Annotated in this window: 18 protein-coding genes; 7 read left to right on the top strand and 11 right to left on the bottom strand. The window is 71.2% G+C overall.

Annotation, left to right across the window (positions count from 1 at the left end; all coding sequences use genetic code 11):
• Positions 1 to 162: 162 nt before the first annotated feature.
• From ACFY1S_RS17925 to ACFY1S_RS17915, 3 genes are all read right to left on the bottom strand, one after another.
• Positions 163 to 1137, bottom strand: coding sequence for a 4Fe-4S dicluster domain-containing protein (locus tag ACFY1S_RS17925; RefSeq protein ID WP_387118982.1), 975 nt, complete (start codon positions 1135 to 1137; stop codon positions 163 to 165).
• Entirely contained in the window at positions 1127 to 4399 is a 3273-nt protein-coding gene (gene fdh / locus ACFY1S_RS17920) for a formate dehydrogenase (protein ID WP_387118979.1), read from the bottom strand. Before fdh ends, ACFY1S_RS17925 begins: the two co-directional genes overlap by 11 nt.
• Before the next feature lie 251 nt (positions 4400 to 4650).
• A complete protein-coding gene (locus ACFY1S_RS17915; protein ID WP_387118976.1) occupies positions 4651 to 5208 on the bottom strand; it encodes a hypothetical protein in 558 nt (185 codons plus the stop codon).
• A 586-nt stretch (positions 5209 to 5794) separates the two neighbouring features.
• On the opposite strand from ACFY1S_RS17915, the gene ACFY1S_RS17910 reads away from it, so the two are divergent.
• Entirely contained in the window at positions 5795 to 6136 is a 342-nt protein-coding gene (locus ACFY1S_RS17910; protein WP_053659560.1) for a hypothetical protein, read from the top strand.
• Complete coding sequence (locus ACFY1S_RS17905; RefSeq protein WP_387118973.1) at positions 6133 to 6792, top strand: nucleotidyl transferase AbiEii/AbiGii toxin family protein; 660 nt, start codon at positions 6133 to 6135, stop codon at positions 6790 to 6792. Before ACFY1S_RS17910 ends, ACFY1S_RS17905 begins: the two co-directional genes overlap by 4 nt.
• Positions 6793 to 6844: 52 nt before the next feature.
• Here ACFY1S_RS17905 and ACFY1S_RS17900 read toward each other — a convergent pair whose 3' ends face one another.
• Entirely contained in the window at positions 6845 to 7747 is a 903-nt protein-coding gene (locus ACFY1S_RS17900; RefSeq protein ID WP_387118970.1) for an SDR family oxidoreductase, read from the bottom strand.
• Between the two features lie 167 nt (positions 7748 to 7914).
• Here ACFY1S_RS17900 and ACFY1S_RS17895 point away from each other — a divergent pair, with 167 nt between their 5' ends.
• Complete coding sequence (locus ACFY1S_RS17895; protein WP_387118967.1) at positions 7915 to 9708, top strand: bifunctional metallophosphatase/5'-nucleotidase; 1794 nt, start codon at positions 7915 to 7917, stop codon at positions 9706 to 9708.
• 60 nt (positions 9709 to 9768) lie between these two features.
• Here ACFY1S_RS17895 and ACFY1S_RS17890 read toward each other — a convergent pair whose 3' ends face one another.
• Together ACFY1S_RS17890 and ACFY1S_RS17885 are read right to left on the bottom strand one after the other, a co-directional pair.
• The gene (locus tag ACFY1S_RS17890) at positions 9769 to 9942 is read right to left on the bottom strand and encodes a hypothetical protein (protein ID WP_387118964.1); all 174 of its coding nucleotides are present in this window, start codon (positions 9940 to 9942) and stop codon (positions 9769 to 9771) included.
• 122 nt (positions 9943 to 10064) lie between these two features.
• A complete protein-coding gene (locus ACFY1S_RS17885; RefSeq protein ID WP_387118961.1) occupies positions 10065 to 11189 on the bottom strand; it encodes a geranylgeranyl reductase family protein in 1125 nt (374 codons plus the stop codon).
• Positions 11190 to 11336: 147 nt separating this feature from the next.
• On the opposite strand from ACFY1S_RS17885, the gene ACFY1S_RS17880 reads away from it, so the two are divergent.
• On the top strand, positions 11337 to 11573 hold the full coding sequence (locus ACFY1S_RS17880; protein ID WP_354826964.1) for a hypothetical protein: 237 nt from the start codon (positions 11337 to 11339) through the stop codon (positions 11571 to 11573).
• Positions 11574 to 11658: 85 nt separating this feature from the next.
• Positions 11659 to 13086, top strand: coding sequence for an MFS transporter (locus ACFY1S_RS17875; protein ID WP_387118957.1), 1428 nt, complete (start codon positions 11659 to 11661; stop codon positions 13084 to 13086).
• A gap of 58 nt (positions 13087 to 13144) precedes the next feature.
• Here the strand turns inward: ACFY1S_RS17875 and ACFY1S_RS17870 are convergent, their stop codons facing one another.
• The 4 genes from ACFY1S_RS17870 to ACFY1S_RS17855 all read right to left on the bottom strand — a co-directional run bounded on the left by ACFY1S_RS17870 (position 13145) and on the right by ACFY1S_RS17855 (position 17927).
• On the bottom strand, positions 13145 to 13732 hold the full coding sequence (locus ACFY1S_RS17870) for a hypothetical protein (protein WP_387118954.1): 588 nt from the start codon (positions 13730 to 13732) through the stop codon (positions 13145 to 13147).
• Between the two features lie 423 nt (positions 13733 to 14155).
• Positions 14156 to 14785 carry a hypothetical protein gene (locus ACFY1S_RS17865; protein WP_387118952.1) on the bottom strand — a complete coding sequence of 210 codons (630 nt, stop codon included), beginning with the start codon at positions 14783 to 14785 and terminating at the stop codon, positions 14156 to 14158.
• A 13-nt stretch (positions 14786 to 14798) separates the two neighbouring features.
• The gene (locus tag ACFY1S_RS17860; protein WP_387118949.1) at positions 14799 to 16583 is read right to left on the bottom strand and encodes a DUF4012 domain-containing protein; all 1785 of its coding nucleotides are present in this window, start codon (positions 16581 to 16583) and stop codon (positions 14799 to 14801) included.
• A 99-nt stretch (positions 16584 to 16682) separates the two neighbouring features.
• Positions 16683 to 17927 (bottom strand): glycosyltransferase family 4 protein, encoded by a 1245-nt coding sequence (locus ACFY1S_RS17855; protein WP_364364840.1) that lies wholly within the window; start codon positions 17925 to 17927, stop codon positions 16683 to 16685.
• 168 nt (positions 17928 to 18095) lie between these two features.
• Here ACFY1S_RS17855 and ACFY1S_RS17850 point away from each other — a divergent pair, with 168 nt between their 5' ends.
• Entirely contained in the window at positions 18096 to 18650 is a 555-nt protein-coding gene (locus ACFY1S_RS17850; protein WP_387118944.1) for a low molecular weight phosphatase family protein, read from the top strand.
• Here the strand turns inward: ACFY1S_RS17850 and ACFY1S_RS17845 are convergent.
• Positions 18631 to 20091, bottom strand: coding sequence for a polysaccharide biosynthesis tyrosine autokinase (locus tag ACFY1S_RS17845; protein WP_387118941.1), 1461 nt, complete (start codon positions 20089 to 20091; stop codon positions 18631 to 18633). The two genes, ACFY1S_RS17850 and ACFY1S_RS17845, sit on opposite strands and share 20 nt — an antisense overlap.
• A gap of 335 nt (positions 20092 to 20426) precedes the next feature.
• Here ACFY1S_RS17845 and nhaA point away from each other — a divergent pair, with 335 nt between their 5' ends.
• Complete coding sequence (gene nhaA, locus ACFY1S_RS17840; protein WP_387118938.1) at positions 20427 to 21773, top strand: Na+/H+ antiporter NhaA; 1347 nt, start codon at positions 20427 to 20429, stop codon at positions 21771 to 21773.
• The last annotated feature ends 30 nt before the right edge of the window (positions 21774 to 21803 follow it).

The raw sequence follows: 21803 nt of genomic DNA, 5'->3' as shown, positions 1-21803 counted from the left end.
GCGGCGGGGCGGTCGCGTGCGGACGGTGGTCGTCGGCCCCCGTCGGCTCGCGGTCGGCACCGGGCTCCGGCCGCGCCGAGACGCCCGGTCGGTCGGAACCCTCGGCGGCCAGCCGGGCACGGAAGCGGCGGAACAGGTCGCCCACCTCGGGGCGCTGCGGACTCACGAGGAACCTCCGACGAACGCGGCGACGGTGGCCGCCGCCATGGCGAGCGCGGCGAGGCCTGCGCGTTTCCACATGGCCGGCAGGTCGCGGGTCGTCACGATCGGGTCCGGTGGCAACCCGTACACCTCGGGCTCGTCCAACAACAGAAAGAACGCCCCGTCGCCACCCACACCATCATTGGGGTCGTGCCCGTACAACCGGGCCTCGGGCACCCCCCGCTCATGCAGCGTCGCCACCCTGGCCGCAGCCCGCTCCCGCAACTCCTCCAAAGGCCCGTACTGGATCGACTCCGTCGGACACGCCTGCGCACACGCAGGCGTCATCCCCGCACCCAACCGGTCGTAGCACAACGTGCACTTCCACGCCCGACCGTCACCCTTACGCTGATCGATCACCCCGTACGGACACGCCGAAATGCAGTACCCACACCCATTACAGATGTCCTCCTGCACCACCACCGTGCCGAACTCCGTCCGAAACAACGACCCCGTCGGACACACATCCAGACACGCCGCATGCGTGCAGTGCTTGCACACATCCGACATCATCAACCAGCGGAAGTCAGTGCGCTGCTCGGCGCCGGTGTCCCGCCCCGGCGGTTGCGCCCCCGGCATCCCCAGGAACTGCGGTCCCGAGCCCGCGTCGACCGACCGCTGCCCGGCGGCGTTCACCGGCTCGCCGAGCACGTCCGCCGACGACGGGTGCTGCCCGGCCGGGCGGGGCTGCTCGACGAACGCAACGTGCCGCCACGAGTTCGCCGTCAACGCACCCGTGTTGTCGTACGACATGCCGAGCAGATCCAACCCGCTCTCCGGCACACCGTTCCACTCCTTGCACGCCACCTCACACGCCTTGCACCCGATGCAGACACTCGTGTCGGTGAAGAACCCCATCCGGGGCGGCGCGTTCACATAGCCCGCGTCGGGCGCAGGGTCCAGCGGACCGTAGAGGCTGTTCGGGTCAGGAAGCACCGCGCTGCTCCCCCTCGCTGTCGGTGGTGATCGCCGGAGCGTTCTGGCCCGGCGTCATCCCGGCACGCCGCTGGTAGTCGGCGACCAGGTCCAGCAATGCCGAGCCGGTCGGGCGACGGCCGGGCCGCACGTCGCAGGTGCCGACCTTGCTCTCCTGGATCAGCACGTTCGGGTCCAGGCTGATGCCGAACAGATCGTTGGCCGAGTCACCGGTCACCAGACCCTCGAAGCCGAAGTGGTACGGCAACCACACCTGGTGGATGATCCGGCCCTCCACCCGCAGCGGGGTGAGCCGATCGGTGACGAGCACCTTCGCCTCGATCACCGCCCGACCGCTGACCATGTGCGCCCACCCCAGGTGGTCGAGCCCTCGTTCGGCGGCCAGCTCCGGTGACACCTCGACGAACATCTCCGGCTGCAACTCCGCCAGCGGCGACACCGTACGGCTCATCCCACCCGCCGTGTGGTGCTCGGTGAGCCGGCTGACAGTGAACACGTACGGGAACACCTGACTGTGTTCCTGAGGCGGGCTCGGGTTCACCGAGTTCACCGGGTGCGCGTACATCTTGCGGGTCGGGTTGGCCTGCTGGCGGTACAGCGGGTTGCGCACCGGCGACTCCACCGGCTCGTAGTGCGTCGGCAGCGGCCCGTCCAGGACACCGCTGGGCGCGTACAGCCAGCCCTTGCCGTCACCCTGCATGACGAACGGGTCGTCACCGGCGATGCCCTCCGGCCCTGACGCTCCGGCCGGCGGCCGGTACGACGGCGGCTTGGTCTTCTCGAAGTCCGGCACGTCGTAGCCCGTCCACTCGCCCCTGTCCGCGTCCCACCAGACGTAGCGCTTGCGCTCGCTCCACGGGTTGCCGTCCGGGTCGGCCGACGCACGGTTGTACAGGATGCGGCGGTTAGCCGGCCACGCCCAGCCCCACTCGGCGGCGACCCAGTCCTGCTCGTGGCGGGACCTGCGCCGGGCCGCCTGGTTCACCCCGTCGGCGTACACCCCGGTGTAGATCCAGCAGCCCACCGCCGTGGAGCCGTCCGCGCGGGCCTCGGCGAAACTGGACAGCGGGCTGCCGGTCGTCACGTCGTACCCGTTGATCTCCCGCAGGACCGCCTCGGCGCTCGGCTCCGCGTGCGGACCGTGCGTGGGGTAGTCCCAGGTGAGGTCGAGCAGCGCCCTGTCGCGCGGCAGGTCGGAGCCGGCCAGCTTCTCGCGCAGCTTGCGCCCGAGGTGGTAGAAGAACCACAGCTCGGAGCGGGCGTCGCCCGGCGGCTCGACGGCCTTCTCCCGCCACTGAAGCAGCCGCTGCGTCTGGGTGAAGCTTCCCTCCTTCTCCACATGGGAGGCGGCGGGCAGGAAGAACACCTCGGTGCGGCACTCCTCCGGGACGATCTCACCGGTGGCCACCTCGGGACCGTTCTGCCAGAACGTCGCACTCTCGATCATGAACAGGTCCCGGACGACCAGCCAGTCCAGGTTCGCCATACCGAGCCGCTGCGCCCGACCGTGAGCGGAGCCGACCGCCGGGTTCTGCCCCAACAGGAAGTACCCCTTGATCTTCCCGTCGATCATGTTCAGCACCTGCTGGTAGGTGCCGTGGTCACCGGTCATCCGCGGCAGGTAGCCGTAGCAGAAGTCGTTCTCCGGGGTGGCCGCGTCACCCCAGTAGGCCTTGAGCAGACTGGCCGCGAACGACCGCGCGTTGCCCCAGAAGCCCTTCTGCCCCGGGTGCCGGATGCTGTCCACCCACTCGTCGAAGCTCGGGTGATCGGCGTGGTGCGGCATCGGCAGATAGCCGGGCAGCAGGTTGAACAGGGTCGGGATGTCAGTGGAGCCCTGGATGCTGGCATGCCCGCGCAGCGCCATCACACCGCCACCCGGACGACCCATGTTGCCCAGCAACAGCTGGATGATCGCTCCGGTCCGGATGTACTGCACGCCCACGCTGTGCTGCGTCCACCCCACCGAGTAGATCAGCATCCCGGTGCGCTCCCGGCCTGAGTTCGCCGTCCACGCCTGCGCCAACTCGAGGAACTGCTCCTGCGGGATGCCGCAGACCCGCTCCACCATCTCCGGCGTGTAGCGGGCGAAGTGCCGCTTGAGGATCTGGTAGACGCAGCGCGGATGCTGCAACGTCTCGTCCCGCCGGGTCTGGCCACTCACCTGAGCGCCGTGCGACTCGTGGGTCAGTCCGGCGGCGCTGTCCCGCTCCTGGGCGGTGTGCCCGCTGCCGGAGGAATCCTCGTGACCCTCGTACTGCCAGCTGTCCTGCACGTAACTGCCGGTCTCCGGGTCGAAGCCGGAGAAGAACCCGTCGCCGTCCTCGGTGTCGCTGAACTCCTCACTGACGATCGTCGCCGCGTTCGTGTAGGCGAGCACGTACTCCCGGAAGTCCAACTCGTTGTCCAGGATGTACCGCACCACCCCACCGAGCAGGGCGATGTCCGTGCCCGCCCGGATCGGCAGGTACGCGTCAGCGACAGCGCTGGTCCGGGTGAACCGGGGGTCGACGTGGAAGACCTTCGCACCCCGGCGCTTGGCCTCCATCACCCACTGGAAACCCACCGGGTGCGCCTCAGCCATGTTCGAACCCTGAATGACGATGACGTCAGCGTTGGCGATGTCCTGCTGGAAATCCGTCGCACCGCCACGACCGAAGCTGGCCCCCAGACCGGGGACGGTGGCGGAGTGTCAAATACGGGCCTGGTTCTCGATCTGCAACGCGCCGGCAGCCGTGAACAACTTCTTGATGAGGTAGTTCTCCTCGTTGTCCAGCGTCGCCCCACCCAGACTGGAGAAACCAAGCGTCCGGTTGAGCGGCCGGCCCTGCGCGTCCACGTCCTCCCAGGTCTGCTCACGCGCGGCGAGCATCCGGTCGGCGATCATGTCGAGCGCGGTGCCGAGCTCCAGGTCTTCCCACTGCGTCGAGTACGGACGGCGGTAACGGACAGTCGTCTGCCGCAACGGACTCGCCACCAGGCTCTTGCTCGCCGAACCCTTCGGACACAGCCGGCCCCGCGAGATCGGGCTGTCCGGATCACCCTCGATCTGACTGACCCGCCCGTCCTTCACGTACACCCGCTGGCCACAACCCACAGCGCAGTACGGGCACACCGAACGGGCCACGCTGTCGGCGGCCTCGGTACGGGGGGTCAGCTCCGCCGAACGCGCGGACTGCGCGGCGGCGCCCCGCCCGAGGGGGTCGGTGCCGGTGAGCTGCCGGTAGACAGGCCAGCCCTCGATGAACGTCCGCAGACCCATCCTCGACACCCCCTCCCACACGAGCGACCCCATGAACATAGGCCAGCCGAGACATCTTCGCGAGCGGGGGAAGTCAGACAACGCCGCCCCGGCCCGGGTGGGTCGGGGGCGGCGCTGTCTGTCGGTGTGCCTGTCGCCTCTCGGCGAGTGGCGCGACGGGGCTCCAACGGGAACTGTCCACGATCTCGACGCTGGACATGCCGATGGCCGGCACCCCGGAAGGCCGGCCATCGGTGGGGTCGTGCGGTGGGTCAGCTGTTCCAGTGCTGGGTGACGAGGTCGGTGGCCTGCTGTTCCCACTGGGCGTAGGCGTCCGGGTAGGCCGAGACCTGCACGGTCTGCGCGGCGTCGGTCAACGCCATGTCCTGCCACCCGTCGACCTGCTTCAAACCCTTGAGGAACGCGGTGGTGGAGTACTCGGGGTCAGTGATCTGCTCCGGCGTACCCCAACCACTGGACGGGCGCTGCTGGAACAGGCCCAGCGAGTCGTGGTCGTTGCGGTCGCCGAGGTGCCCGAGGTTCTCCAGCTTCGACTCCTGCAGGCTCGTGGCGATCGAGATGACCGCGGCCCGCTCGGGCAGGCCGGCCTTCTTCGTCGCGGCGATGATCGCCTTGACGTTCGCGCTCTGCTCGTCGTTCAGGGTGATGTGCGACTGCTCGCCCTGCGGCTTCGACGCGGCCACCTGCACCGCGGCGGGCTTGGCGTCGACCGGGGTGGCGGCGTGGGCGGCGACGGGGCCGGCGAAGACGCCACCGGCGAAGGCCAGACCAGCAACGGACAGCACACTCTTGCGCATGATCGTGTTCATGGGGGTAGCTCCTTCGGGGGTAGGAAACACCCGCGTGACAAGCCGGGTGTGAGCACCTCGTCCGGCGCTGCACAAAGTCGGGGGGTCGGCGGCCAGCGAGCCGGGGGCTCACGGCGCCGGGGTCCGGGTGTAACCAACCGGGGGCCGAAGTCATTCCGGGGCCGGCGGCACCCGCATCGAGGCGGTGCCTGGGGGGTCTGCAACGACCGGGCCGGGCTTCCCATTCCCACCGCGTGCGGGCGGGCCGAGCGGCCGTGGTCCTGCGATCGTCAGGGTATGTAACGACCCCCGGCCCGCCACGATTCCGCCGCACCGATGCCCCCGGTCACAACCCAGACACCCCAGGACCGGACATAACACTCACCCCACCCGGAGCCGAGCAGCGACCCGCCGATGATCCGTCCGGCATCTCCGACAACGGGCCATCCCGACGCACAGGACACCCCACGTCGCCGAACTCGCACCACACCAACCGGGCGCGTCTGCACCACATGTCCACCCGGCGGCCCACCGCGTCGGCGAGGCAACCGACCCGGCGAGAACCTGGTTGAGCGACACCCGGACTGCCGGGCGTTACCCTGACACCATGCAGGCCGTCTCCCCCACCGCGACCGACGTGGCCTTCCTGGCCCGCCCGGGTCGCCCCGCCGTGGTGGCGCGGACGCTCGCCGAGCTGGCCGGCCCCACCCGGGGGGTGGTGGAGTTGCCGGTGCGGTTGATGTGGAACGCGGAACGCACCTTCGACCTCGGCGACCCCGACCAGTTGCTGTGGATGTACGAGAACGTGCTGCGGGAGACCACCCGCGCCGAGGACCTGCGCGTCCTGATCAACGGTCGGACGCTGCGGCGGGTGTGGCGGCTGCTCAACCTGCCTCGGGGCGTACGCCTGGCGTGGGAGAGCCGCCACCGGGGCCTGCGGGCGGCGTGATCGCGCCGCATCTGCACGAGTTCTACCGGGAGGTGGCCCGGGTGGCGTTGGCCGCCGCCGGCCCGTACCGCTTCGTGTTGGGCGGCGGGGTGGCCTGGGCCGCGCACGGCCTCGTCGCCCGCCCGACGGAGGACGTCGACCTGTTCGCCGACGTCGAGGGTGCCGCCGCGGCGGCCTCCGCCGGCGTGCGTGTGGCGTTGGAGCGCGCCGGGTTCACCGTCACCGACGCCGACCCGGACAGCGACCTCGCCGAGCTGTTCGACGGGTTCGAGCGGGACATGAAGGACTTCGTGGTGGGCCGTGACGGGCGGCAGATCCGGCTCAGCCTGGCCCGGCTGGACCGGCAGCAGAGCCCCGTGGTGATGGATCTCGGCCCGGTCATGGACGTCCGCGACCTGGTGGCCAACAAGGTCGCGGCGCTGGTCAACCGGCGGGAGGTCCGCGACTTCATCGACGTGGCTGCGGCACTGGAGCACTACGACGTGACCGAGTTGCTGGTGCTGGCCCGGCAGGTCGACCCGGCACTGGACCCGGACGACGTGCGGGCCGCCGGCCGTTACCTCGACCGGCTGTCCGAGCAGCGCTTCGGCCGGTACGGCCTGGGCAGCGCCGACGTGGCCCGGGTCCGGGAGCGTTTCGCCACCTGGCCGCGCTGACCACCGCGCACCGTGCGGGCGGGCGACCCGGGGCCGCCCGCCCGTCGGCGGGTCACTTGGTCGGTCGACCGCCCGTGACGCCGAGGATCTCACCTGTGACGTAGCTGGACTCCTGCGAGGCGAAGAAGACGTACGCGGGAGCCAGCTCCGCCGGCTGACCGGGCCGGCCCTCCGGGGTGTCGGTGCCGAACTGTTCCACCTTCTCCTTCGGCATGGTCGCCGGGATCAGCGGCGTCCAGACCGGGCCGGGTGCCACCGCGTTGACCCGGATGCCCTGCTCGGCGAGGTCGGCGGCGAGGGCCTTGGTGAAGTTGGCGATCCCCGCCTTGGTGGTGGCGTAGTCGAGCAGCTGCGGCGACGGGTCGAACGCCTGGATCGACGCCGTGTTGATGATCGCCGACCCCTCCGGCAGGTGCGGGATGGCGGCCTTGCACAGCCAGAACATCGCGTACAGATTGGTCTTGAGCACCCGGTCGAACTGCTCGGTGCTGATCCCGAGGATCCCCTTGTCCTGCGACATCTGGTAGGCCGCGTTGTTCACCAGGATGTCGATGCCGCCCAGGTCACGCACCGTGCGGTCGACGAGTTCCTGGCAGTGCGCCTCGTCGGTGATGTCGCCGCGCACCGCGACACCCCGCCGGCCCGCGTCCTCGACCAGCCGGATGGTCTCCCGGGCGTCGACGTCCTCCTCCTCGCTCAGGTAGGAGATGACCACGTCGGCACCCTCCCGGGCGTACGCGATCGCGATGGCCCTGCCGATCCCCGAGTCACCACCGGTGATCAGCGCCCGTTTGCCGTCGAGCTTGCCGCTGCCCCGGTACGTGTCCTCCCCGTGGTCAGGCTTCGGCGTCATCTCCGCTGTCGAGCCGGGCGGCGACTGCTGCTGCCCGGGCTGGCCGGACTGCTGGCCGTACTGGCTGGTCGGGTCCTGCTGGGTGTGCTGGTCCTCACTCACCGACGTCTCCTCGCACCGCGCGGGTTCCTTCCCGCGACAACCGTTCCCCACCGCCCTACCCGGCGACGGCCTGCGGAAACCGGGGCTGACGTGGCAGGAGTGACGGGCTGTGGTTATGGTGCGCGAGTCGCCCACGAGGCGCGTCCACCCCCTTGGAAAGGCATGTCATGACCTCTCCCTCCGGCCCGTCGCGTCGCCAGGTGCTCGCCGCCGCGGCCGCGGCGGCGACCGCCCCGCTGATCGCTGCCGCCCCCGCGCAGGCGGCCGGCCCGACCCGGTCACGCACCTGGGACCTCACCCTCCTGGGCACGTCGGACACCCACGGCAACGTCTACAACTGGGACTACTACCGCGACGCCGAGTACGACGACAGCAAGCACAACGACATCGGCGTCGCGAAGCTCGCCACTCTGATCAACCAGATCCGCGCCGAGCGGCGCGGCCGGGCGACGCTTGTGCTCGACGCCGGCGACACCATCCAGGGCACTCCCCTCGCGACGTTCTACGCCAAGCAGGAGCCGATCACCGCCACCGGTGAGAAGCACCCGATGGCCCGCGCCATGAACATCATCGACTACGACGCGGTGACGCTCGGCAACCACGAGTTCAACTACGGTCTGCCGTTGCTGGACCTGTGGATCCGCCAGCTCGGCTTCCCGGCGCTCGCCGCCAACGCGGTGAACGCGAAGACCGGCAAGCCGGCCTTCCAGCCGTACGTCATCAAGAAGGTCTCCCTCGGCTTCGCCGCGCCGACCCTGCGCGTCGGCATCCTCGGCCTGACCAACCCCGGCGTGGCCATCTGGGACAAGGGCAACGTCGAGGGCCGGCTGCGGTTCGACGACATGGTCGCCACTGCCGCGAAGTACGTGCCGATCATGCGGGCCCGCGGCGCGGACCTGGTGCTGATCTCGGCGCACGGCGGCGACAGCGGCACGTCCAGCTACGGCCCGGAGCTGCCGAACGAGAACCCGGTGGCGCTGATCGCCCAGCAGGTGCCGGGCATCGACGCGATCCTGTTCGGGCACGCGCACAACGAGGTGGTCGAGCGGTTCGTCACCAACGAGCGCACCGGCGCTCAGGTGCTGCTCTCCGAGCCGTCGAAGTGGGGCCAGCGGCTCACCCGGATGGACTTCACCCTCGCGCGCGAGCGGGGCCGGTGGACGATCACCAAGAAGGCCGCCACCATGCTGAACACCAACACGGTGGTCGAGGACCCGAAGGTGCTCGCCGCCGTACGGGCCCAGCACCAGAAGACCATCGCGTACGTCAACCAGGTGGTTGCCCAGGCCACCGTGGAGATGTCCACGGTGGAGTCGCGGTACAAGGACACGCCCATCCTGGACTTCATCAACCACGTCCAGGCCGAGACCGTCACGAAGGCCCTGGCCGGCACGCAGTACACCGATCTGCCGGTGCTGTCGCAGGCCTCGCCGTTCAGCCGCACCGCGGTCTTCCCCGCCGGCGACGTCAAGATCCGCGACGTGGCCGGGCTCTACGTGTACGACAACACCCTCGAGGCGGTCGTGCTCAGCGGCGCCGAGGTGCACGCGTACCTGGAGTACTCGGCGAAGTACTTCCGGACCCTCGCCCCGGGCGCCCCGGTCGACCCGGAGCAGATCAGCGACTCGCCGGCCGTGCCGGACTACAACTACGACGTGATCTCCGGCCTGGACTACGACATCGACATCTCCAAGCCGATCGGCCAGCGGATCACCCGCCTGGTGCTGCCCGGGACCGACACCCCCGTCGCGGACAACGCGCAGTTCGTGATGGCGGTGAACAACTACCGGCGCAGCGGCGGCGGCAACTTCCCCGGCATCGTCAAGACCCAGGTCTACAACGAGCAGCAGGAGATCCGCCAGCTGCTCATCGACTGGGCACAGGCCAGGGGGACGATCAACCCGGCCGACTTCTTCCAGCCCAACTGGCGCCTCGTGCGCGAGGGCGTGCCGGTCTTCTGACCGGAGCAACCCGTCGAGGCGGGCCGTGGGTGTTGATCACCCGCGGCCCGTCGCGCTTTCTCAGCCCTGCACGTTCCAGCGGATCGGGTCCTCGGTCCTGTCCGGCCCGTCCCGCCCCGGGTCCGTCTCGGTCAACGCGACCCGGTCGTCCGGGCGGACGGCGGGCGGCAGCTCCCCGAACCGTACGTAGCGCAGAAACGCGTACTCGTCATCGGTGAACGGCTGCTCGGCCATCGTCACCTCCCTGCTCCCCCGCCATTCTCCGGCCGCTGGTGCGTCGGCGGAAGCTTCCGCTGTGCGGCAGGGTGCACAGCCTGTAAGCCGTCCTAGGATCCTGGGTGAATGGAGGGCGACGATCAGCCGGGCAGCCGCTCCAGCACCGCGAGCGCCGCCCGGATAGGCCGGCGCTGGAGCATCTCGGCGAAGCTCGCCCGCCCCTGACAGAACTGCACGAACATCCGCCAGCCCGGAGGCGTCGCCAGCAGCGCGTGGAACACCTCCGGACGGCGGGTGAACACGTCGAGCAGCCGGAACCCCGCCCGCATCTCCGGCACCAGACGCTCGGCCACCGCCCGCTCGTACCCGTCCAGCTCGCCGGCGGCGACAGCCACGCCTGCCAACTCCCCGGAGCGCAGCGCGAAGCTGATGCCCTCGCGGCTCCACGGCTCCAACAGCCCCGCCGCGTCACCGGCCACCAGCACCCGACCGGCACGCAGCGGGGATTCCTCCTCGCGGCAGCGCGTCAGATGACCGGAGTCATGCTCCGCCGGCAGCCCGGTCAACCCCAACCGGTCGACGAAGCGCCGCAGATACTCCCGCGTCCCCTCCCCCGCGCCCCGGGCCGCGATCACCCCGACCGTCAGGCGCTCCCCCTTGGGGAAGACCCACGCATAGGAGCCGGGCATCGCCCCCCAGTCCAGCAGCAGACGCCCCCGCCACCGCTCCTGCTCCGCCGGCGGCACCGGCACCTCCAACTCCAGACCGAGATCCACCTGCCGGTACCGCACACCCACGTGCCGGGCTGTCACCCCGGACGACCCGTCCGCGCCGATCACCGTCCGCGCCGTGAGCGTCGTACCGTCGGCCAGTCGCAGGCGTACCTGATCGGGGTCCTGCTCGATCGCACGGACCGCGACCTGCTCGCGGACCTGCGCGCCGGCGGCAACCGCCGCCGCGCGCAACCGGTCGTCGAACTCGTCCCGACGCACCATGGTCACCACCGGGGTGCCGTGCCGGCGGGTGAACTCCCGGCGACCGTCCCTGGTGAACGTCACCCGATCCACCCGGTCGCGCGCCGGCACCTCGATCCGGTCCCGGACGGCGGTCAGCGACGTGCCGATCAGGCCACCACCGCACGTCTTGTACCTCGGGTGCGCGGCCCGCTCGACGACCAGGGTGCGCACGCCCGCGCGGGCGGCTGCGTGGGCCGCGGAGAGCCCGGCGGGGCCGGCGCCGACGACGATGAGATCCCAGATGATCACGGTTGCAGCCTAGGGCACCGCACGCCGCGCGGACCGGCTGCGGCACGCCGCCTCGACCGCCCGATCGGGTGGGCATCTTCGCTGCCCCAGGGGGTACCCCACGCTGCGCAAACGTCCGCGCGGAGCGGACGGACAAAGGAGGAGATCATGCAGCAGGTGCAGCTGTCGGAGGTCGAGCAACGGGTGTACCAGGCGGTCACCACCCTCGAACAGCGCGGGCACGTGCCGTACCCCGACCTCATCAGCGAGGAGGCCGGACTGACCGAGGAGCAGGTGCACGCCCCACTGCACCAGCTCACCGAGAAGGGCCTGCTGCACCGCGAGGACTCCCCGATGGCCGGCCTCGACTTCGGACCCCGGTTCTGCGCCCGCCAGATGGCGTGACCCGAGGGACCGCCCGCGGCGATTCGGCCCCCGACGACCGGGGTAGCGAGCAGAAATGGACGATCACCGGTCGGCGGGCGGCTCGATGAGCACAGCGCAGGCGCCGCAGCCGCTCGACCCCGCCGAGAACCGCAAACGCTGGCAGGCCCTCGGCGTCGGGTTGGTCGCCGCGTTCATGACGCTGCTCGACGTGAGCATCGTCAACGTCGCGGTGCCGTCCATCGACCGCGCGTTGCACGCCTCACCGAGTGACCTCCAGTGGGTCCTGTCCGGGTACGCGCTCACCTTCGGCCTGGTCCTCGTGCCCGCCGGTCGCTTCGGCGACGCCCGCGGACGGCGCAACGCGTTCGTGTTCGGCATCTCCCTGTTCACCCTTACCAGCGCGCTCGCCGGCCTGGCCACCTCACCGACCTGGCTGGTCGCGGCCCGGCTGCTCCAGGGCGCCGCGGCAGGCGTGGTCAACCCGCAGGTGACCGGGCTGATCCAGCAGCTGTTCCGGGGGTCGGAACGCGCCCGCCCGTTCGGGCTGCTCGGCGCCACGATCGGTATCTCCACAGCCGTCGGGCCCCTGCTCGGCGGACTGCTCATCGCCGTCGGCGGCGAGGCGCACGGCTGGCGGTGGGTCTTCTTCGTCAACGTGCCCGTCGGCATCCTCGCGGTCATCCTCGGCTGGCGACTGCTGCCCAGCCGCCCCGAGGGCAAGCCGGACCGGCGGCGGCTCGACCCCGTGGGCGTACTGCTGCTCGGCGTGGGCGTGGTCCTGCTCCTGCTGCCGCTTGTGCAGGAACAGCAGTGGCAGACCCCGTGGAAGTGGGCGCTCATCCCGGCCGGCCTCGCGGTGCTCGTCGCGTTCGGGCTCTGGGAGCGGTCGTACGCTCGCCACCACGAGCCCCTGTTCGACCTGAAGCTGTTCACCTTCCAGTCGTACTCGCTTGGCGCACTCATCGCGCTCATCTACTTCGGTGGCTTCACCGCGATCTTCTTCGTCTTCACCCTGTACCTGCAGAACGGCCTCGGCTACAGCGCGCTCGTCGCCGGCCTGGCCATCACACCGTTCGCCCTCGGGTCGGCCGCCGCGTCCGCGCTGGGCGGACGTATCGTCAACCGGTTCGGTCGACCGCTTGTCGGGATCGGACTGCTCGCCGTGGTCATCGGCCTGGCCGCGACGGTCGTCGCGCTCCGCCTCGCGCCGGACGCCCCGGCGCCCTGGGTCACCGCCGCTCCCCTGCTCGTCGCCGGGATCGGCAGCGGGCTGGTGATCGCCCCCAACCAGACACTCACCCTCGCCCAGGTGCCCGTGCACCAGGCGGGCAGCGGAGCGGGCATGCTCCAGACCGGTCAGCGGATCGGCGCCGCGGCGGGCATCGCTGCGGTCGGCTCGATGTTCTTCTCCACCCTCGCCGACAGCCGCGGCAACTGGACCACCGCCTTCGAGACGTCACTCGTGCTGGCCACCGGGATCATCGCGCTCGCGCTGGTCGCCGCCCTCGTCGACATCCTGCGCAAGGGCTGACAACCCTGGGGTACGCAGATGGCCGGCGCCCCGGGTCGGGGGGCCGGCCATCTGCGGCTCAGCTGTTCCAGTACTGGGCGACCAGGTCAGCGGCCTGCTGCTCCCACTGCGCGTACGCGTCCGGGTAGGCCGAGACCTGCACCGTCTGCGCGGCGACGGTCAGCGGCATGTCCTGCCAGCCGTCGACCTGCTTCAGACCCTTGAGGAACGCCATCGTCGAGTACTCGGGGTCGGTGATCTGCTCCGGCGTACCCCAACCACTGGACGGGCGCTGCTGGAACAGGCCCAGCGAGTCGTGGTCGTTGCGGTCGCCGAGGTGGCCCAGGTTCTCCAGCTTCGACTCCTGCAGGCTCGTCGCGATGGAGATGACCGCGGCCCGCTCGGGCAGGCCTGCCTTCTTCGTCGCGGCGATGATCGCCTTGACGTTCGCGGTCTGCTCGTCGTTCAGGTCGATGTGCGACTGGACGCCCTGGGTGCCGTGCGGGATCAGCGTGCCGATGTCCGGCTTGTCGGCCTGCACGACCGCCACCGGCCTGGCATCGCCGACGGGGTTGTCGACGGCGTGGGCGACCGGGCCGGCGAACACGCCACCGACGAACGCCATACCAGCAACCGACAGCACACTCTTGCGCATGATCGTGTTCATGGGGGTAGCTCCTTCGGGGGTAGGTCCACCCGCTGCCACCGATGGGTGGAGCCGGGTGTGAGCACCTCGTCCGGCGCTGCGCGTACACGGGGAAAGTCTTCGGTCCCGACCGCCACGAGCGGGGGCTCGCGGTGCCGGACCGGGTGTAACGACTGGCGGCCGGGGGTCATTCCCGGGGCCTGACCCGCTGGCCGGCGGGCCCGTGGTCCTGCGGTCGTCGGGGTGTGTAACGGCCCCCGGCCCGCCACCATTCCGCCGCACGGGTGCGCGCGGCCACGGCCCAGACCCGGACATACCACTCAGGTTGGTGGCGATCGGATGCGCTCGGACAATCCGCACACAGGACGGGCTGGTGCCCGCCGGACGAATCCGGCGGGCACCAGCCTCAGGTGAGATCCGGGCACTGCCCGGCGGTGGTGCCGATCAGTGCGCAGCCCCACCGAAGCGCTGGCGACGCCGCCAGGCCAGGGTCAGCAGCAGCATGATCGCGCCGGCGCCGACGAGGCCGCCGCCGAGCTTCATGGGCGTACCGATGCTGTCACCGGTGACGGGCAGCGGCTGCTTCTTGTGCAGCACGCGCAGCTCGGTGCTGGCGGTCCGGCCGGACTCCCGACCGGTGGCGGTGAAGGTCAGCAGACCCGTCACCGACGGCCGGTAGCTCCTGGTGAAGCGGCCCTGGGAGTCGGTGAACGCCGTGAAGCTCAGCGGCGCGCTCGCCTGGTACGCCACCGGCGCCATGGCGACCGTGGTGCCGTCGCTGCGACGCGCCGGCGCCTGACCGGCCGCGGGAGCGGCGAGCGGCGTCACCGTCACCGTGATGTCGACCGTCTCGTTCGGACCGAAGCCCCTGCCGGTCAGCACGACCGTCTCGCCGAGGTAGATCGTCGGCCGGTTGACGGTCAGTGACGCGGCGGTCGGCGGGTACGGCGGCGGCTGGGGCGGGTCGGTGGTCGCGCTGGGCGTCGGCTGCGGCTGTGCCGCCCCCGCTGCCGTCGGCACGGCCACCACGGCCAGGCCGACCGTGAGCGCCATGATGATGCGGGATAGCCGCATGATTGGTTCCCTCCTACTGGTCACAGCTTGGTGCGGAATGAACTTGGGTGGTCCAAGGGCTGGCGGTGGGGGTCAGCCACAGCTCGGCCTGTCCGACGCCGGTCTTGGCCGTCAGCACGGTGACCTCCAGCGCCCGTTCGGCCCCGGGGCCCACGTCGACGTTCGCCGTCGCCACCTGGCGGCGGCGTTCCGTGCCGCTGCCGAGTGCCGTTTCGACCCCGTCGAGCCGGGCCTCGAGCACCGCTCCACCGGCCGGGCTGAAGATCGACACCAGGGTGCGTGCGGTGTACGGATCACCGGCCAGGCCGAGGCCGAGGACGGACTCGCTGAGTCCGGACTTCGGCGCCGTCGAGCGCAGGGTCACCCGCAGCCGGAGCTCGCGGCGACCGTCGGGGCGGCATTCGCCCACCGTCAGGTTCGCCGTCGGCCGCAGGTAGTAGCCGAGCTTCGCGCCGCTGCCGTCGTTGAGGAACACGCCGACGGTCGGCACGGTGTCCTGTTCCGGAAGCGTCCCGGCCATCCGGCTGCCGCCGAACGTCCGCTGTTCCTCAGGTCGGGCACTCCAGAACAATATCCGGCGTTCCGTGATAGCACGGTCAAATGCGGACAACAACACCCGTGGGTTGACATTCTTCTTGAAAAAGGCGTCAAACACCGCAGCGGCCGAGGAGGCGAAGAACCTGTCCTGCTCCCGGATGTCCAGCCGCTGGTAACTGTCATTGAGCAGGGTCTGCACGACCTTCTCGCTGGCCAGTGGCACGCCTCCGGGCACCAGCACCGGCCCTGTCGCCTTGAGCAGATAGGACAGCACCACCGGGTCGACGGCGAGCACACCGTCCACAGTCGTCCCGGTCTTGCGCCGGAACATCTCCCGGTACAGCGCGGCGGCGGTCGGGAAGTGCGGGCTCAGGTTGACGTCTGCGGGATAGATGCCGGGCAGGTCGGTCCAGATCGCGCGGGTCTCCGCCGGCAGCTTCAACGCCGGCGTGAACCGGCCCAGGGACGCGCTGCTGCCCTGCTGACCCATCTTGACCGCGCCGTTCTTGGCCTCGATCATCGCGTACGCGCCGAACATGCCGCCGGTCGCCCGCAACTCGGCGAGGTTCTGCGAGACAAGCAGGTACTTCCGCGAGCCGTGCATGCCGAGAAGCGGCGGCAGCAGCCGGGCACCCTGGTCGGCGGCGGTGGTCAGGCCGGCCAGGCGGTCGATCTCACCCCGCAGGTCGGTAAGCGCCTGGCGGATCTGGCTGACGAGCCGGTCGGCGGGCACCTCGGCCAGGTCGCGCCGGGTGCGCTGCACCGCCTCGTTCACCCCTGACAGTTCGGTGGAGACCGAGGTCAGCCGGGCCAGGTCCAGCCGGCCGTCGGTCGGGACGAGGCTGGTCAGGTCCGTCCGGAGCAGGGTCGGGAACGCGTGCCGGGCCAACTCGTCGATGGCGACCGCGATCTGCCGCACGGCGTCGAGGTCGTCGCCAGCGATCGGCGTGTGCCGGCCGAGCGCCCAGCCCGGGTCGTTGGTCGCGGCTCGGGCCGCGCCCGCCTGCTCCTGGAGTGCGGCGAGTGTCCGCAGGGCGCGGTCGGTGTCCCCGCCGACCACCTGGGCGCTCAACTCCCGCGCCAGACCGGCGGCGTTGAGCAGGTGCGAGCGCGCCTGCCACCCACGAAAGCCGACCCAGCCTCCCACCGTCAGCAGCAGCGACGCGACCACCAGGGCGCCGAGCAGCGCCCGTCGCAGTCGCGCCCGCCGGCGACGCCGGGACCGGCTACGCCGCCGGCGAGGCCGTTCGCTCTCCGTCACACCACACTCCCCATCCGGAACCGGACACAAAGTCCGATTTCCCCTGACGTTCTTAGCACGCATCGCGCACTCTCGTACCGTTATGGCATTTCTCGTCGCTTACGCGAGGTTCATTCGCGGGGCCGCGAGCTCCTCGACACGACCGGCCGCCTCGTACAGCAGCCGCTCGATCCGGTCGACCCCGGCCGGCAACGACATCTCCCGCAGGTACGCCGCACGCCCTCGGCGACCCATCTCGACCCGCGCCGGACCGGGGATCGTCGCGGCCAACCAGAACCGGTCGGCCAGCGCGGCCCAGTCCTCTGGCGGGCAGGACAGCCCCGCCCGGGCCCGTTCGACCAGCTCGGCGGTATCGCCGCCGGCCGAGGCCACCACCGGCGCGGCACAGGAGAGCGCGGCCTGCAGCTTGCCGGGCACCATGCCCCGCAGCTCCGGCAGATCCCGCAACATCACCAGCTGATAGTCGGCGGCGGCGTACAACTGCGGCATGTCGACAGGCGAGCGCCGCTCCACGAAGCGGACGTTCTCCGCGCCCAACTCGGCGGCGAGCCCCCGCACCCGCCGCTCCTCGCCACCCGAGCCGACCAGGACCAGATCCATCGTCCGGTCCAGCGCCGCCGCCGCCCGTACCGCCGTCTCCAGCCCCTGCCGGACGCCGATCGTGCCGGCGTGCATCACCACGCACCTACCGTCGCGGCGGACCAGCTGGCGGGCCGCGGCGTCCGGCGTCGCCGGATGGAAGATCCGCTCGTCGGTCCAGTTCAGCACCACCTGGACCCGTGCCGGGTCGGCGCCGGCGGCGACCACCAGGTCCCGCATGGACGGCGCGGCCACCGCCACCCGCGCGGCGGACCGGTAGATCCTCGTCATCGCGGCGGACATCCGCGTCGCCCACCGCCCCTCGGCCGCCTCGGCGGCGCCGTCGCGCGCCCAGACGTCCTGGACGTGCAGCACCGTCGGCACCCGCCCAAGCAGCCGCAACACCCCTGCCGCGGCGAACGTGGTGGCGGGCAGCTGGAAGACATACAGCGCGTCGACATCGCCCAGGACGCGGCGCGCGGCCATCGTGGCGCTGCCCGCGAAGGACAGGTAACTGGCCATCCGGGCGCCGGTGGAGGCGCCCGCACCGGTGTACCTCGGCACGCGCCGGACGGTCAGCCGTTCACTGTGCGTCTCGTGGTGCCAGCGCTGCCGCCAGCCCGGGTAGACGTGCCCGCCGGGATAGTCCGGGAAGCCGGTGAGCACCCGTACCTCGTGCCCCCGCGCGGCCAGCGCCTCGGCGAGGCTCCCCGGGATGAACGCCGGTTCGGGTGGGAAGTGGTACGACAGGATGCCGATCTTCACCGGGACACCGCCGTCCACAGCGGATCGACCCCGGTCGGCGCGGCACCGCACCCGGCCGGCACCCGGCCCGCGTACGATGCCGACAACCCCTCCCCGCGCGGCCACCGGCGTCGACGCACCGCGCTCGCGGTGCGCCCAGCCGGGTCCGCACCGACGGAAGGGACACCGATGGCCGACCGCGTGCTGTTCGTCTGCCACGCCAACCTGTGCCGATCGCCGATGGCCGAGTACCTGGCCCGTCGCCTGCTCGCCGACCAGCCGGTCACCGTGGCCAGCGCCGGCACCGACGCGATGGACGGCATGACCATGCATCCGTACGCCATGGAGGTCGCGGCCGAGAGCGGCGCGGACCCGGCGGACTTCCGGAGCCGGACGCTGCGGGCCGAATACCTGGCCGACGCGACGCTTGTGCTGACCGCGACCCGGCGCCAGCGCTCGGTCTGCACCTCGCTGGCGCCGGCGGCGCTGCACCGGACGTTCACGATGCTCCAGTTCGGCCGGTTGGCCGCGGCGGCCGAACCGGCCACCGAGCCGGCCGACGACCCGCTGGGAGCCGCGATCGCCGCCGCCACCCGCGCCCGGGGGCGGCTGCAACCCGCCGCCCCCGACGCGGATGACCTCCGGGACCCGATCGGCGGCACCGCCGCCGACTTCCGACGCTGCGCCGAGGAGATCGAACGGTCGCTGCGACCCCTCGCCGCGCTCATCGGGGCAGCCGGGTGAGCTCCTGGGTGCGGTCGCTGACGCCGTTGACCCCGTTGCTCTCGCTGTGCTTGGCCGCGGTGGCCCGGTCGGTCGGCACCGACGGCGTGGCGGTCGACGCGACCACCCGGTAGGCCTCGTACTGGTACGCCTCGGCCTTGGCCACCTTGGCCATGTTCAGCACACAGCCCAGCAGCCGCACCGAGACCGAGTGCAGCGAACGGGCCGCGGCGGCCACCTGGGTCCGCGAGGTGCGGCCCTGCTGGCTCACCAGGAGCGCGCCGTCGGCCTGCACGGCCACGACCACACCGTCGGTCACCGCGAGCAGCGGGGCGGTGTCGATGATGACGATGTCCGCCGACTCGCGCAGCGCCAGCAGCAGATCGGCCATCGCCTTGGAGCCGAGCAGCTCGCTCGGGTTCGGCGGGGCCGAGCCGCTGGGCAGCACCAGCAGGGACTTGTCGCCCCAGCGCTGCACCACGTCGCCGACCTGTACGTCGCCGACAAGCACGTCGGTCAGGCCGACGCCGGCGTCCAGACCCAGGTATTCGTCGACCTTGGGTCGGCGCAGGTCGGCGTCGACGAGCAGGACCCGCCAGCCGGCCTCCGCCAGAGCGATGGCCAGGTTGCAGGAGAGCGTGGTCTTGCCCTCGCCCTGCAGGGCGCTGGTGACGGCGATGACCCGGGCCGGCTCGTGCACGTCCACGAAGCGCAGGTTGGTCCGCAGCTTGCGGACCGCCTCGGCGCGCGCCGAGGTCGCCGCGTCGCCGACGATCAGCGGCGAGGTCCGGGCGCTGCTCTCGAACGGGATCTCACCGAGGAGCGGACTGCCGGTGGCCCGTTGCAGGCCGGCGGCGTCGCGCAGCCGGATGTCGGCCACGCCGCGCAGGATCGCCAGGCCGACGCCGAGCACCAGGCCGATCAGCGCACCGAGGGTGAGGTTGCGTACCGGCTGGGGTGAGACGGGGCTGGCGCTGACCCGTGGACCGCTCACCACCTCGATCTTGATCGGGGCCTTGCCCTCGGGTGGCGTCTCCACCTTCTGGACGAGGTCGACGAACTTCGCGGCGAGGGTCTCGGTCACCCGCAGGGCGCGGGTCTGGTCGGTGTCGGTGATCGACGCCCGCAGCAGGACGGTGCCGGCCTCGGTGGTGGTGCTCACCCGGCGCTGCACCTCGTCTGCGGTGAGCCCGACCGGGGTCTCGGCCACCACGCTCTGCGCCAGCCGGTCGCTGGTGAGCAGGTCGGCGTACGACTTGACGCGCTGCTGCAGGAAGAGCCCGCCCTGGTAGGCGTCGGTGACGCCCTGGTTGGGGGTGGTGACGAAGAACGTCACCGAGGCGACGTACCGGGGTTGGGCCCGTACGGTCAGGAACGCCGAGAGACCCAGAGCGACCATGACCGTGACCAGCACGAGCCACCAGTGCCGACGTACGTGCCGCAATTGGCGGAGCAGGTCCATCAGGCGCGCCTCCGTGCCGATCCGGTTACGCCAAAGAACTTCACGAAAACCCCCAAGGTCGTCTTAAACTCGTGAAACCATTAAAGCCGCTCATACGGCTTATGTCCGGAGTTATGTATTTTCGGCGACGAGATGTGCGCCGACATGACCAACCCGACAGAAGGCCATTCGGCAGCGGCGACATCGGGGAAAAGTCGCCAACCGATCAGGCGGTTTCCGTTCGGCACCCGCGGTCGCCGCGGCGCGCGCCCCCGGATAGGGTCGACAGCGGTGTGCCGGGAAGTCTGGTCGGCGAACGGATCCTGCCGTCCCGACACCCGAGGTGAACCCCGCACATGGCCGATCCCACCCCGCCCGCCGACCGGTTCCGGCTGTTCTCCCGGTCGTCCTGGCCCGAGGCGCGGCACCTGGCCGACGTCCTGCGCACCGAGACGGTCGGCGGCGCCCTGCTCCTGCTCGGCGCCGTGATCGCGCTGATCTGGGCGAACTCGCCCTGGTCCGACGCGTACCTGCGGTTCGGCGACTGGGTGCCCTGGCCCGCTGGCGCGCGCTGGCACCTCGACCTTTCCCTGGCCACCTGGGCCGCGGACGGCCTGCTGGCCATCTTCTTCTTCGTGGTGGGGCTCGAACTCAAACGCGAATTCGTCGTCGGGGAACTGCGCGACCCGCGACGGGCGGCCCTGCCGGTGGTGGCCGCCCTCGGCGGAATGCTGCTGCCCGCGCTCATCTACGTGGCGGTCGTGGTGGCCGGCGGCGGAGAGGGGCTACGCGGCTGGGCGATCCCGACCGCCACGGACATCGCCTTCGCGCTGGCCGTGCTCGCGGTGGTGAGCTCCCACCTGCCCCAGGGCCTGCGCGCCTTCCTGCTCACCCTCGCCGTGGTCGACGACCTGTTCGCGATCACCATCATCGCGGTCTTCTACACAGCCGACTTCCATCCCGTACCGCTTCTCGCCGCGCTGGCGCCGATCGCGATCTTCGCGCTGCTGGTTCGTCGGGGGCGTACCTGGTGGTGGGCCCTGATCCCCCTCGCGGTGGCCACCTGGGCGCTGGTGCACGCCTCAGGTGTGCACGCCACGGTGGCCGGAGTCCTGCTCGGCTTCACCGTGCCGGTCCTGGCCCGCCGCCCGGCGGGCGAGCCGTCGAGCGCCGCGCGTCCGACCGACGACGCCGGTGGTCTCGCCGCGCACCTGGAACACCTGTGGCGGCCGGTGTCCGCAGGCTTCGCCGTGCCGGTCTTCGCCCTGTTCGCCGCCGGCGTCACGCTGCGCGGCACCGACGTGGGGGCTCTGCTGACCGACCCGGTGGTCATCGCCGTCGTCGCCGGTCTGGTCGTGGGCAAGAGCGTGGGGATCTTCGGGTCGACCTGGCTGCTGGCCCGATTCACCCGCGCCGAACTCGACGAGGACATCAGATGGGCCGACCTGCTCGGCATCGCGCTGCTCGCCGGCGTCGGGTTCACCGTGTCGCTGCTCATCGGCGACCTGGCCTTCGGCGCCGGCACGGTCGCCGACGGACGGGTGAAGACCGCGGTGCTGGCCGGCTCGGTGATCTCCGCCGGGATGGCCGCCGTCGTGCTGCTGCGGCGCAACGCCGCGTACCGGCGCGTCGCCGAACGGGAACGGGTGGACGCCGACGGCGACGGCGTGCCCGACGTCTACCAGCGCCCGGGCGGCCGATGACCTGAAGCGCGGGCCGGCACCGACCCGCGC

It is taken from the genome of Micromonospora sp. NPDC000663 (assembly GCF_042898105.1).
Lineage (GTDB): Bacteria > Actinomycetota > Actinomycetes > Mycobacteriales > Micromonosporaceae > Micromonospora.
The sequence above is the reverse complement of the archived record's forward strand: the minus strand, read 5'-3'. Positions and strand labels throughout refer to the sequence as shown.

Excerpts from the sequence above, each read along its gene's own strand:
- ACFY1S_RS17875 (WP_387118957.1), top strand. The coding sequence starts at position 11,659 with ATGAGCACAGCGCAGGCGCCGCAGCCGCTCGACCCCGCCGAGAACCGC.
- nhaA (WP_387118938.1), top strand. The coding sequence starts at position 20,427 with ATGGCCGATCCCACCCCGCCCGCCGACCGGTTCCGGCTGTTCTCCCGG.
- ACFY1S_RS17895 (WP_387118967.1), top strand. The coding sequence starts at position 7,915 with ATGACCTCTCCCTCCGGCCCGTCGCGTCGCCAGGTGCTCGCCGCCGCG.
- ACFY1S_RS17890 (WP_387118964.1), bottom strand. The coding sequence starts at position 9,942 with ATGGCCGAGCAGCCGTTCACCGATGACGAGTACGCGTTTCTGCGCTAC.
- ACFY1S_RS17845 (WP_387118941.1), bottom strand. The coding sequence starts at position 20,091 with ATGGACCTGCTCCGCCAATTGCGGCACGTACGTCGGCACTGGTGGCTC.
- ACFY1S_RS17880 (WP_354826964.1), top strand. The coding sequence starts at position 11,337 with ATGCAGCAGGTGCAGCTGTCGGAGGTCGAGCAACGGGTGTACCAGGCG.
- ACFY1S_RS17870 (WP_387118954.1), bottom strand. The coding sequence starts at position 13,732 with ATGAACACGATCATGCGCAAGAGTGTGCTGTCGGTTGCTGGTATGGCG.
- ACFY1S_RS17865 (WP_387118952.1), bottom strand. The coding sequence starts at position 14,785 with ATGCGGCTATCCCGCATCATCATGGCGCTCACGGTCGGCCTGGCCGTG.
- ACFY1S_RS17910 (WP_053659560.1), top strand. The coding sequence starts at position 5,795 with ATGCAGGCCGTCTCCCCCACCGCGACCGACGTGGCCTTCCTGGCCCGC.
- ACFY1S_RS17915 (WP_387118976.1), bottom strand. The coding sequence starts at position 5,208 with ATGAACACGATCATGCGCAAGAGTGTGCTGTCCGTTGCTGGTCTGGCC.
- ACFY1S_RS17850 (WP_387118944.1), top strand. The coding sequence starts at position 18,096 with ATGGCCGACCGCGTGCTGTTCGTCTGCCACGCCAACCTGTGCCGATCG.